This window comes from Capsulimonas sp., assembly GCF_039929585.1.
Classification (GTDB): Bacteria; Armatimonadota; Armatimonadia; order Armatimonadales; family Capsulimonadaceae; genus Capsulimonas.
This window is the reverse complement of record NZ_JBDSQY010000261.1, coordinates 1-12,487: the sequence shown is the minus strand read 5'-3', so window position 1 is coordinate 12,487 and position 12,487 is coordinate 1. Positions and strand designations below refer to the sequence as shown.

General features: G+C 61.0%; 10 protein-coding genes. 4 read left to right on the top strand and 6 right to left on the bottom strand.

Translation table 11 applies throughout. The features are described from left to right. Positions 1-98 precede the first annotated feature (98 nt). The 5 genes from ABIZ35_RS19975 to ABIZ35_RS19955 are packed head-to-tail and all read right to left on the bottom strand — an operon-like array spanning position 99 to position 8,203. Positions 99-1,244 carry an anhydro-N-acetylmuramic acid kinase gene (locus ABIZ35_RS19975; RefSeq protein ID WP_348221682.1) on the bottom strand — a complete coding sequence of 382 codons (1,146 nt, stop codon included), beginning with the start codon at positions 1,242-1,244 and terminating at the stop codon, positions 99-101. A gap of 3 nt (positions 1,245-1,247) precedes the next feature. Then, on the bottom strand, positions 1,248-2,714 hold the full coding sequence (locus ABIZ35_RS19970) for an Ig-like domain-containing protein (RefSeq protein ID WP_348221683.1): 1,467 nt from the start codon (positions 2,712-2,714) through the stop codon (positions 1,248-1,250). A 12-nt stretch (positions 2,715-2,726) separates the two neighbouring features. After that, the gene (locus ABIZ35_RS19965) at positions 2,727-4,532 is read right to left on the bottom strand and encodes an alpha amylase family protein (protein ID WP_348221681.1); all 1,806 of its coding nucleotides are present in this window, start codon (positions 4,530-4,532) and stop codon (positions 2,727-2,729) included. Positions 4,533-4,550: 18 nt separating this feature from the next. Beyond that, on the bottom strand, positions 4,551-6,239 hold the full coding sequence (locus ABIZ35_RS19960) for a hypothetical protein (protein ID WP_348221680.1): 1,689 nt from the start codon (positions 6,237-6,239) through the stop codon (positions 4,551-4,553). 53 nt (positions 6,240-6,292) lie between these two features. Further along, on the bottom strand, positions 6,293-8,203 hold the full coding sequence (locus ABIZ35_RS19955) for a hypothetical protein (RefSeq protein WP_348221679.1): 1,911 nt from the start codon (positions 8,201-8,203) through the stop codon (positions 6,293-6,295). A 120-nt stretch (positions 8,204-8,323) separates the two neighbouring features. On the opposite strand from ABIZ35_RS19955, the gene ABIZ35_RS19950 reads away from it, so the two are divergent. Continuing rightward, positions 8,324-8,974, top strand: coding sequence for an HAD family hydrolase (locus tag ABIZ35_RS19950; protein WP_348221678.1), 651 nt, complete (start codon positions 8,324-8,326; stop codon positions 8,972-8,974). Between the two features lie 24 nt (positions 8,975-8,998). Here the strand turns inward: ABIZ35_RS19950 and ABIZ35_RS19945 are convergent, their stop codons facing one another. Further along, positions 8,999-9,925, bottom strand: a complete 927-nt coding sequence (locus ABIZ35_RS19945; protein ID WP_348221677.1) for an MBL fold metallo-hydrolase — start codon at positions 9,923-9,925, stop codon at positions 8,999-9,001. A gap of 122 nt (positions 9,926-10,047) precedes the next feature. Between ABIZ35_RS19945 and ABIZ35_RS19940 the strand changes: the two genes are divergently transcribed. The 3 genes from ABIZ35_RS19940 to ABIZ35_RS19930 are packed head-to-tail and all read left to right on the top strand — an operon-like array spanning position 10,048 to position 12,419. After that, entirely contained in the window at positions 10,048-11,217 is a 1,170-nt protein-coding gene (locus tag ABIZ35_RS19940) for a GNAT family N-acetyltransferase (protein ID WP_348221676.1), read from the top strand. Positions 11,218-11,233: 16 nt separating this feature from the next. Further along, a complete protein-coding gene (locus ABIZ35_RS19935) occupies positions 11,234-11,665 on the top strand; it encodes a hypothetical protein (protein WP_348221675.1) in 432 nt (143 codons plus the stop codon). Next, positions 11,655-12,419: a glycosyltransferase family 2 protein gene (locus ABIZ35_RS19930; protein ID WP_348221674.1), complete on the top strand. Its 765-nt coding sequence runs from the start codon at positions 11,655-11,657 to the stop codon at positions 12,417-12,419. The genes ABIZ35_RS19935 and ABIZ35_RS19930 overlap by 11 nt, the downstream gene beginning before the upstream one ends. Positions 12,420-12,487 lie beyond the last annotated feature (68 nt).

Below are 12,487 nucleotides of genomic sequence, written 5' to 3'. Positions count from 1 at the left end.
CGCCTTGCGCTCCCAGACGTGGGTTTTATACCCGCGGGCCGTATATGCTGACGATTACGATTGCACTGGGTGTGGAGCATTATATGCGCCACACCAACTTACCCCAACGTCAAACACCCCAGCACTCGCGCTCCGTGCGCGCCCGTAGCAGACCGGACGCTTGCCGCGATCCCATGCATCCGCGCCGCCGCGAGCACGGCGAACGCCAGTGCTTCTTTTGAGGCGCTGGAAATCCCCAATGCCTCATGTGTCTCCACTTTTATGCCGGGCAGAGCGTTCGCCAATCCCTGCATCAGCGCGGCGTTTTGTGTTCCTCCGCCGCCGACGATCATGCGAACGGGCGGCGTGGGGAGGGCATGGATCGCGGCGGCGATGCTGCGGACGGTAATCGCGGTGAGCGTGGCGAGTTTGTCTTCCGGGCGCGAGTCGGCGCAGGTTTGCAGGACTTTTCCCAGGAACACAGCGCCGAAGAGTTCGGGGCCGGTGCTCTTGGGCGGCGGCTTTTGGAAGTAGGGATGCGCGAGCGCTTCGGTGAGGGCGTGTTCAAGGACGCGGCCGGAGAGGGCGGCTTTACCGCCGTCATCGCGGGGAGCGCCGAGGAGACGCTGGGCGGCGCCGTCGAGAAGGGTATTGCCGGGGCCGGTGTCGAAGGCGATGATGTCGGACAGGGAGCCGTTGGCCGGGAGATAGGTGATGTTGGCGATGCCGCCGATGTTGAGCACGACGCGCGTTTCGGTGGGCGAGCCAAGCAAGAGATAATCGGCGAAGGGGATTAATGGCGCGCCTTCGCCGCCCGCCGCCATATCGCGGGCGCGGAAGTCTGAGATGATGGTGACGCCGAGGCGTTCGGCGAGGATGGCTGGCTGTCCAATCTGAAGCGTGCCGGCGTTTTCGGGCTGCGACGAGGGCGGGGCGTGCCACACTGTCTGACCATGCAGGCCGATGGCCTGGACGGATGTCAAGTCAATCTTGGCGCGTTCGGCGGCTTCCGTGACGGCGTCTGCGTACACATGGCCCAGCGCGTGGTGGAGCGCGCAGACTTCGCCGATGGAGACGGCGCCGCCTCCGCGCAGATGCAGGAGGCGGGTGCGCAGGTCTTCGGCGTAAGGAACGGAATAGTCGGCGAGGAGCTTTACAGTGAAACGAGGCTTGGCGGCGTCCGTCGAGACGATCTCGATTTCGGCGAAGGCGACATCGACGCCGTCCATGCTCGTGCCCGACATGACGCCGCAGAAGATCGCCATAAGTTATCCTTTGACCTCGCCTTTGTTATCGACCCAGACTTTGGTGCGCGTTGTACGCAAAGGACGATTATTCTCGTCCTGCTCGCGCGCCTCCACGACATATTCGCCATCTGGATTTTCCGTTGTGTTCCAGGACAGATTGAACGGCGCTGTGTTAGTTATTCCACGGAACGCGCCGTCTACATAGAAAGCGACAAACCGGACACGTGGGTCATTGACGGGCGCGTCGATGTTAATGTCGCCGCGCCTGACTGGGATTTTGCCGGCGCGCGCCAGCTGCAGGCTCTGTATCTGGTATCGCTTGCGCTGCGTCTCGATCCGCGCCGCCAGCCATCCCTTATCCGCCTGCTTGCCGCGCACGAGGCGCACCGCCGTGACACCCATGAGCGCTTTGGGCTTGCTGCCGACGGCGGTGAGCATCGGCCGCCATGGCCCGTTTTTGATCCGGATCTCCGTACGCCAGGAGTGCGTGGGGTCGTTCTTGATCCAGGCAAGATCGAAGTGTCCAAAGAACAGCGGCGGCGTGCCTTCCAAGTCCGGTTCGCGCTGCTTCTTTTTGGACCCGAGCACCATAACTGAAGCCGCCCATGCCTCGGGTGACTGTGAGTTATGGTAAGACGGCTGGATTTGGAATCCCCCGCGCCGCTCGTTTCCCGTGCCTTCAAAAAGCTTCGAAGTCGTAACCGGCGCGGTGGAGACCGTGATAACCCCCATATGGCTGGTGTTGAGCCCGCCGACGCCCGTATAGGAGCAGCCGTCGTAGCGTCCGACTCCATAAACGGGCTTCAGAACGGTCGTCACGACCTTGGATGTTCCGTCTGCATAGGTCACGGTGACGGCGCCGCCGGGGGCATTCTCAAAATCCACCTTGACCAGCGGGTTTTCCGGCCGCTTGACGACGATAATGAACACGTCGTCCGGCTGCGGCTCGTAGTTAATCGGCAGCGACGTCAGCGTTCCATCGTCGTCCTGCCGGAATACCTCGCTTCCCGCGTAGGGGGAAAGCTCGCGGAAGATCGACTGGCCGACGGGAATGTTGGTGTAAATTCCCGATTCGCCGGCGACGTGTCCGCCAAATCGATCGGGAGTCTGCATGAACTCACGTGGCAGAATGGCGATCAGTTTGGGGTACGCGCTGCTGAGGTCGCCGACCCGTATGCGCAGGCCATGAACAGCCGCCGCCGCGACGCTGCTCGGCGGCGCGTAGCCGCTGGCGAGATATCCCTGCACGCAGGTATTTGCTGGAACGATCACGCGTCCCAGAAGCGTCCAGTTTTTCCCGCCATCTTGAGAGACCTGGATGGCTCCGTCTTTGGCGTTTACCAGGCGCAGGCGGTGTGTCTCCACCTGGGCGAATGCGGCGAATGTTCGCGGGGTCTCACGCGGCGGCAGCGGGGTCTGGGCGTTGCCTGAGAGGGCGAAAAGAGAAAACAGCGCCAGAACGGCGACCAGAGCAGATCGAACTTGCATTATCACGTACGTTTAAAATCCTGTATCTTCAATGCCTTGATAGGCGGGAATCTCGGGTTGTGGTTTGCCGGCGGCCTTGTCGGCGGCGTGCTGGGCGCGGACCTGGGCGAGCAGGCCATCGACAGTGTGCGGCGCGACGGCGGTGGTATGGCCGAAGGCTTCGCCCATGGCGTCCCACCAGTTGTACTGCACAATCTGCGACATGTCGAAGATCATCACTCCCTGAGTCGAACCGACGGCGGCCTTGATCGCGCGCTGGAACTGCGCCGGGTTGTCCTGATAGGAGAGCGCATAAATGCCGGCGTAGGTCCAGGCGGCGTCGTTCACCACGCGGTTCGAGAGCAGGCCCGCGCCTTCCACGGTCGCGCCGGGACTTGTTCCAGCGGCATTCGCTTCCGCCACGGTGGCGTTCGCGTAATAGCATCCCGTCGTCAGCCAGTCCAGCAGATTAGCGATGCCGGTCTTTTGATACTCGGGAGTAAGCCACGCGTAATTGGCGTGGAAATCCTGAGCTCCCCAGTTCATGCCGACTTTCTCATAGTCCCCGTACCAGGAGCCGACGTAAACCGCCATTTGCGCCTTCGGTCTTACGGAATGGACAATACTCGACGCTTCCGCGACCCACGACTGGATGTTCCCCGCGCGCCAGTTCAGCCACTCTTGATAGTATGGGCCTAGGATCGGCGCCTGCCCCGGGTACTCGGATTCACGGTACACGTCGTCTGGCCAGGTGAGCGTATGCCCGACATGCTTCTCGAATGTTGAACGGCTCAGCGGGCTGAAGTCGGCGTTGATCGCCGCGTAGCGCAGGCGGTCGTCGAAGATCATGCCGTCGACTTCGTAGTTCGTCACGACTTCGCGCACGATGTCTAAATTATGCTGCCGCACTTCCGGGTTGATCGGGTTGCAGAACATGGTGATTTTTTGTTCCGGGACATCGACGATCGGAACGTACTTCGCGGTGCTTTGATATGTCATGATCTCGCCGGGGATCGCATTCGCTTTTAGCCAATCGCCCATCGGGCCGCTGCCTGCCAAGGCGGAGCCGCGCAAGGGAAGCGTCACATGGGCGTCCGCAAGCGCCGCGCCATCGTAAACGGCGATGACGCGGGCGTCAAAGTTCAATACGGCGATGGTATAGCCGGGGTGGTTTTGCGCGAGCAGCCCTTGTCCCGTGAGGGCGCCGAGACCCTTATCATCTTTCGGCAGTTGGTTGAGATAGGTGATCGGGGCGATCACGCCCAGGCGACCGACACTGCGGTCCGTCTGGTACATCACCGTTTGCCAATCTGGGTGTGTGTAGGCCAGACCGCGCTTCACGTACTTATGCCCTTCGCCGAAGGTGCTCATGTTGGCGATCACGGGGATGCCGGCGGCATGCGCGGCGTCGAGCACGTGACGCAGAACATCGAAACTGGGATCGACTTCGCCGTTGGTCCACTTCGTCAGCCGGGGCGCAAACTTACTGGGATAGATCGTCTCGCCGACAATTGGCTTCACATCCAGAACGATCGTGTTGATCCCGCTCGCCTTCACCTTCTGGATGATATCCGCGACTTTGGCTTCCGAATTGAGATTGCCGATGTTCGCGCCGGCGTCCATCCAGAGAATGCGCGTCTGGAGGCCTTGCGCATGCGCCGTCTGCTGGGCGATCCCCACCATGTCATTCTTGGTGTCCAGAACCACATCGGTGGGCGAGGGCTGAGGCGTAGGGTTCACGGTTGTCTCCGGAGTAGGGGCGGCGGGCTGCTGTCCCCAGGCAATCGTCGTTGTCGCGGCGGCGAGGCCGCAAATGATCGAGAATGTCCTAAAACGCAAAGAATGCTCCTGATGTTGTTACGGAATTGGAGTGGGCGTCGGTTCTTGTTCCAGAATCCAGACCGGTCCGCGCGGGCTTTTCCAGGCGATAGACCGTCGCCAGGGGCGGAAAGTTTCTTGAATTTGTGCGCGGTCGACCTTCGGGTGACGTTTGTGCAGCGCCTCAAGAACAGACCTGTCGCTCATCACTTCGTCAAGAACGTATACGTGATTTCCCGAGGCGAGCGTTTGCGCGATCCGCGATTGGATCGTGCTGCGTGTGCGATCGGCGTTCTCCTTGGCGCGCGCCGCCATCGTGTGGATCGAAATGCAGTCCCGGTCGGCAAAGTAGGGGATATCGACTTCGCACTGCGCTGCGTCCCCGGCTCCGGCTACGACGATCAAGTCTCCGCGTACGGTGTGGCTTCGGACATCCATGGCCGTCCTGCGAAATGGACTGGACTGAGGATCCTGATGTGGGCCGATGCTGGACATGAAATTGCTGACGGCGTAGAGCGCAATCCAGACGCCGAGCAGCCAATTGACGGCGAGCCCCATGCGTCCTGCCCGGTAGTGCGCCAGAGAAAACGCCAGCAGAAGTCCCGTGGGGATCAGCACCGGCACCCAAAAGACGACATAGCCTGGCGACCAGACGGTGAAAAACAGCGTATAGGCGACGACCCAGATCAAGCTCACGATCAGCAGCGGCCGGATATGCGTGCGCCAGAGCAGAGGAATCGCCACTAAAAAGGCGTAGACCGAAACGAACCAGCCAATCAGCACCATGAAGTAAAACACCAATATCTGGGTTGGCGCGCCGCTGAGGTGGAAGGTTCCCTGCTTGCCGGGCGGCTCCACGAATGCGGCGCGCCGGAACGCATAAGCGTCCAGACGGATGTTGGTCAGGATGTGAAAGTTCCACCACCAGCCAAGCTCGACGTACTCGCTCGACCAGCGATGAAATGCGCCGAGCGATCGGAAGTGAAGCGCCGCAGCGCCGATCATGGCGTACACGGCGAGAACAAGAAGAAGGCTGGATGCGAGATAGATCGCGGCCAGTGCGCAGCGGTGTTTCCATGCCGCGCGAGCGGACAGATCATCTCCCGGATAAGAGAGGAGCGCTCCGGCGACGCCCACCACCAAAAAGAGTCCGGCGCTTTCGTGGTAGAGAATGGCCGATCCGGTCAGCACGCCCGCCAGCGCCGCCAGTTTTCGATTCCCTGTTTGAATCAAACGGCATGTGGCCCAGAAGGCGCCCAGAAGCAGCACGGTGCTGGGCATGTTGACCCGCCCATCCGTCGCGCAGATCCAATAGCCGAATGACAGCCCGAGGCCCGCCGCGATCAGCAGGGGAATCCAGCGAGATCGCTGCAGCAGGGATCTGAGCGCCAGATAGTAGAGCACAAGACCCAGGGCGCCCGAAGTCGCGTTCCAGGCCTCTATGACGGGGAGGGGGCCGCCAATGTAACCCAGCGTCTGCGCGGCGCGCCAAATGACATAACCCGTCGCGTTGAACAAAAGGTGGTGTGGATGGAAGAGCCAGCGCGGGTCGTGCGTTTGGGGATATAGCCGGCCGATCTCATTGGCGTACGAGACGGCGTCGAATGTATTGTACTGTGTGGCCGTCCAAAGGTACAGAATCCAGAACGCGACAAATAGCGCAAGCGCGGGCAGCCATACGCCGGTCGCCTCGGACGTCGGCGAGCGCACTCCGTTGGTGTCCTTCATGAATCTCGGCATCGGTAAGCTGATTTTGGCCGCCATAGAATTGCCCCGCCAGATCAGAGGCTATGCGCGATGATGGACATCGGATAGAAGGAGCCGTTCAGCGGCATCGTGCGCAGGCGCACTGTCCGAGTCTCGCCCGCGGCGAGTGGAATACGGCCGATGATCGGCTCGTTTGGGGGCAAGGTCGGATCGAATTCAATGATCGGGCCATCGTCCACCCGGAATACACCTGCCACGCTGCCAGCCTCGGGAGCGAAGAACAGTCCGACGGTTTTGAGCTCCGTGGTGGGGTTGCTGAGCTTCAGATTGATGACGTAGTCGACCCCATAGTTTCCATAAAGCAGCAATTTGCCCGTTGTGTCCTTCAGCGAGTCATTGTTCCCAATTCGCATATATGTCCAGGAGCCGCCAACGTTGAACGATGCGTCGCGCTCGATCAGCGGCGGACCGAACACCCAGGGGGACAGCGCTTCGGACGACTCGCCTTCACTGGAATGGTCCAAAGCCGGCGAGATAAACGCTGAGTTTCCCGCCGTCGCCGTGAGCAGCGCGGTGATAGGAGAAGAAACCGTCTGATCGTCCCCATCGGCGGAGATGCTCAGCGTCACCGCCGGGCCGCCGCCGATCGGCCGCAGATCGACGATCCCGCTGACTGTCTGCTCCACTCCCAGCCGCTGAGAAATGATAGGAATGCGGCTGAATGCAGGCACGTCCAGCACCGTCCCGTCGTTGGCCTGGCTGGCGCGAAGGTAACGTGAACCTGCCCGCCGTCCCACCTGGATCGTGTCGGCGCCTGGGTCGGAGATCCCGGCGATCATATGGACGCGCACTGGTGTTTCACTGCTGTTGATGAGGTCCGCGTGAAAGATCAGCGGCTGGCCGGAGCCGTTCTGATGGTGGTAATCCAGTCGTGTGGCGATGTCGGGAAATATCTTGGCGAGAAAAAGATTTTGTGAGCGCATCACGCGCTCCGGATGATTGGAGTAGAACAGGCGTGAGGCCGGCCTCTGACCGACCGCCTGATTGACGACCGTAATTGTGGCGGACGATTCCACCGGCAGTAAATTCGCGCCTCGGACGGTGACCGGTACAGTTATCCGGATGCGTTCGCCCGGAGCCGGCGGTCGGGACACTCCGGGCTTGGACAAAAATCGCACGATCGCGCCCGGCTCGGGGGCAATGGCCCGTGACAGTCCCGTGTAAATCGCCGTGTAAGTCGTCGCGAGCGACGCCGCCGGAGTTCCCGTGATGGTGACGGTCGCGGTGGGATCGATCTGTGCGGCGTACTTCAGTACCGAGACGGTGAAATCGAGCTGGGCGGACGACTGACCTTGGGCGGCGCGAATGGAGACGACCGTTTTTCCCGGCGCCGCGCCGCCGACGATCAAGCGCCGGGTCGCTGGGTTGAACTGCAGCTGCGCAACGCCGGGGGAGGAGCTGGTCATCGTGATCTGATCGGTGGAGACAGCGCCGCCAATCACGACGGTTCGCGTTTCGCGCATCGGCACGATCAGGGATCGCTTGGATACCGTGAACGGCGGCTCGGCGAGCAGGTCATGGATGTTTTTTGCCCATGTGCGCGCCAGATCCGGAAGCTTCATCCCATGCGCCGCAGCCTCCGCCGATGTCACAAGCAAAAGGCTGCCGTCATGAATCGTAATCGACCATGTCGACCCATCCACCTTCACAGCCTTGACCGCGACGGGGAGCGCCCAGTTCTCCACAACCCCTTGCAGTCGTCCTGCCGCCGCATCCGCCCGCTCCGAAGGCGGGTAGCCTCCGGCGGACGTGCGCAGCGTAAACGCCGGACGATCGTTGATCGTGACGGAGGCGAATGTCTTGTCGTTGATTGTTTGTGTCGCCACCGAAATGCGCGGCTGAAACGCGGCGTGGGCCGGGGACGCGAATATTAAAAGGGCGAAGGCGAAAAGCGCAAAGGCCGTACACCCGGTCGTGTTGCGCAAGGTCGGAAACTCCTGGTTTGGGCGGCTGTCATATTGATGTGAACTATTTCACGATTATGTGGGCGCGACCGGCGAAAGTCAAGCGTTCGAGCGGCTTGCGCCGGTGTATAATAGAGAGAAATGAAATCTATCGACACGATCCTCTTCGATCTCGACGGCGTCCTCGCGGACACCCATCGCTGGATCGTCTCCGCCTATGAGCACACCGCGTCCGCGCACGGTCTGCAAATCGACCGCGAGCATCTCAGCACACTCTTCGGTCAGCCGCTAAACGCCTGCTATGTCAGCCTCTCCAACGGCGCCGACGGCGCGCCGTTCGCCGCAACGCATCGAAGCTTTCAGCGCGAAAACCTCCATCTTGTTACCCTCTTTCCGGGAGTTATCAACCTCCTCGATACGCTAAAACGATTAGATTACACGCTCGCCGTCGTGACGGGGCGCAACGCCCCGTCCGCCGAGGACACGCTGGATCGCCTTGCCCTCCGCCCATACTTCAGCGCGATCGTGACCGCCGACGACACTCCCGAACACAAACCAAACCCTGCGCCGGCCCTGCGCGCTTTGGAATTGATTGGGAAAGACGCCAAAACCGCGATAATGGTCGGTGACGCGCCCGCCGACATCCTCTGCGGCCGCGCCGCGGGCTGCGTGACGGTCGGAGTGACGTATGGATTTGTGGGGGAGGATATCGTTCGGAGCGAACCGGACTATGTGATGCGGGAACCGGGAGATCTGCTGGGGGTGCTGGGGATCCTTCCCCCGCTAAGTTAAAGCTCAGCGGGGGAAGGGAACATCCTAACGGGCGCGTCCCACTCCAGGCCCATTCGATGGGAGATGGCCGCGTACGCCGTCTTTGTGCTCATGACCGAGCCGCGCCTGGCGGGCGCGTTCGGCGCGGGCGTGTTTGCGCGCCTGGCGTCCTTGAGCCGCCTCCGTGGAGCAGAAGACATGACATGTGTTGTGCTTCATCACGACGGGCGTGATATCGATCTCGGTTTTTTTTGCGAGCTCCGACGCCAGAAGTCCGACGAAGTCGTCCGGATCGGCCGTGTTGGACTCGAACATGCCGTAATGCATCGGGACGACTTCGCGGGGTTCGATTTCCAGGGTCAGCTTGACGGCTTCTTCCACCGACATGTTGCCCCATTGGCCGTTGATCGGGACCAGGAGTACGTCGGGGCCGTAGTCCGCCACGGCCGAGGCGAGGCCGTCGTAGTAGGCGCTGTCGCCAACGAGATAGACGATGGGGCCGTTAACCGCCGTATCGCCGTGACTGAAGTCAAAGACGAAGCCCACGCTGTCTTCCGAATGCTGCGCCGTAACGACATGGACGGTGAAGTTTGGGAAGGCGAGCGTCTGTCCCGGCATTGCCGTTTTGAGCTGTGTGGACGGCACTCCGAGCTTCGTCAGATGATGGCAGGACGAAGGCGGGCAGATGACTGTCGCGTCGGGATTCATCTGGGCGATGACCGGCGCCGAATGGGGGTCGGTGTGGTCGGCGTGGTCGTGAGTGAGGAAAAGATAATTCAAACGGACGTCTTTGGGCTTGATGGGAATGTCGACCATCCGGGGCGATGTCCCGTCGGCGTTCGCGCTGTCCGAGAGGTAGGGATCGATGTAGATCAGGTCGCCGCCGTGACTTTTGAGGGTAAATCCGCCCTGTCCAAGCCAATGAATGGCTACGCGTCCCTGTTCCACCTTGGTCTTACTCGTACGGTCCATAGGTATCCTCCGTCGCCTGCGTTTGCGCTATCGGCGCTGATGGCGATTGCGATAGGACAATCGTTCCCAAAAATGCGCAAACTGTATCGTCTGTTTGCGCATTGGTCAGGGTTTACACCCCGATGGCTATCTGCTATAATACCGAGGTTGTCAAAGGGCGCATGAAATCGGACGAGCTTGGGAATATTGTCGCGGAAACCGTGACGGATGCGGCGGGAATGGAGCGGCTGGCGGACGAATGGCGCACACTTGCGAATTCCTGTCCGACGGCCACGATCTTCCAGACCTATGAGTGGAACGCCGTTTGGTGGCGCCGTCTCGGACGCGCTCCCGGCCGTCGTCTTCATGTGATTGCATTGCGCTCTCAAGGCGGCGATCTTGTTGGCCTTGCGCCGCTGATGACGTCGTTTTGGCGCGGATCGCCATTGCGTCTGCTGTCGTTTTTGGGCGTAGGCGTATCCGATTACACCGACATTCTCGCAGCGCCGGGATTGGAAGCGTCGGTTGCCGACGCTTTTTATCGCACGTTGGCAAAGTCCGGCGGATGGCAGGTATTCGACTGCGCACAGCTGCGCGCCGGCGGTCTGCTCACGGAGTACAAGCCTCCGGCTGATGTGCGGCTAAGCGTTTCTGAAACGCTCGGCGAGCCATGTCCATATATTGCGCTGCCTGCGGATTGGAATGCGTTTCTCGCGGGATTGGGTAAAAAGACCCGGGCGAATGTCGGGTATTACGATCGCGCGCTACAGAAGGTTTACGAAGTCAAAGCGGCGCCTGTTAGCGATCTCCGGGAACTTCCGGAGGAGATGACACGCCTTTTCGACCTGCACCAGCGCCGCTGGAACCAGCGCTGGCTGCCCGGCGTGTTCGGCGGCAGACGCATTCAAGGGTTCCACCGGGAGCTGGCGGGCGCGCTGCTGGAGCGCGGCTGGCTGCGATTGTTCTGTTTGCAATTGGATGGTGATACGCAGGCCTGTCTGTATTGTTTTTCGTTCGGCGACCGGATGTGTTACTACCAGGGCGGCTTCGAGCCGACCCTCTCGAAATATAGTTTGGGGACCGTACTCACGGCGCGCGCGGTTCAGTTAGCCATTGCCGAGGGCAAGACGACCTTTGATCTGCTGCGCGGTGACGAGCCCTATAAGGCGAAGTGGACGGGGACTTCGCACGTCAATCGCCGCCGTATGATGACGAAGCATCGTTTTCCGCTTGGGATGCTCGCGGCTGCGATGCAGCGCGCCGAAGGCGCGATCGAGCGTCGTGTGAAGGAATGGGCGCGCACGCGGAAGTAAGCAGGCCCGGTTTTCGATGATTCGACGATTTTTGACACGGATATTGATGGTTCTGATGATCGGCGCGTTCTGCTACAATTCGTGGCAGCTCCGCCAGACACAGGCGCAGGTGGCGCGCTTGCAGGCCGAATTGCATGCGAGCCGTCGTCATTCCTCCGATGTCGCGGGGACGATCCCGAACGATTGGCTGGACCGCGCCCAGCGGCACGCGGCTAAAGCACGCGCCGCCGCGCAGCGCGGAGACATGGAAACCGCACAGCGCGAGCTGTCTCTGAGCGCCGACGCCGCCCAAAAGGCGATTACCGAGCCCGCTCTGCGCACGCAGGGGCAGGTAAAGCGCCTGCAGGCGCAGCTGAAATCGGCGCAGGACGAAGCGTCCGCGCTATTGCAAAAGGCGCATCAGGGCATCGACGGCGCCGGAGCCCAGGGGAGCCGTCATGCGCCTTAGCCTGCCGCCCAAGCTGCGCGCCGAGCACAAATTTGACGCCTCCGCCTGCCCGGCAGACGCGGCTCGATCACGGAAGGCCTATTTGAAAGTCGCCGCAGTCATTCCCGCATTCAACGAAGAGCATCGCATCGGCGCCGTTTTGAAAACGCTGACCGCATCGCCGGAAGTTACGGAGATCATCGTTGTCTCCGACGGCTCCACGGATAAAACGTACGAAGCCGCCTCCGCTATCCCAGGCGTACAGGCCATTCAGCTTCCCACCAATAAAGGCAAGGGCGGCGCCATGCGCACCGGCGCTTTGAAAACCGACGCCGACGTTCTGCTCTTCTTCGACGCCGATCTCATTGGCCTGACCCCGCAGCACGTCCATGATATCCTCCAGCCTATTCTCACAGGCGAGTCCACCATGTCCATGGGCATCTTCCAGGGCGGCCGCTGGGCGACCGATATCGCCCAATACTTTAGCCCCGGCATCACCGGCCAGCGCGCCATTCTTCGTGAAGTCTTCCTGCAAATTCCCAATCTCGAAAACGTCGGCTACGGCATCGAACTGGCAATCACCTATTACGTGCGCCATCATGACATGATCCGCAAGGACGTGATCCTGCGCGGCGTGACGCATCCCATGAAGGAAGAAAAGCTGGGATGGATTCGCGGGGCGGGGTCACGCATGATCATGTACTGGCAGATGCTGCGATTTCGCATCTCGTATGAACTGTTCGGGCGGCCGCCGCGAATGCGGAAGAAGAAGTAGGTTGGCCCTATTCCCCCTGCGCTAAAGCGCTTCCCCCTTTTTCCCAACAAGCTGCTTCGCAGGGTAAA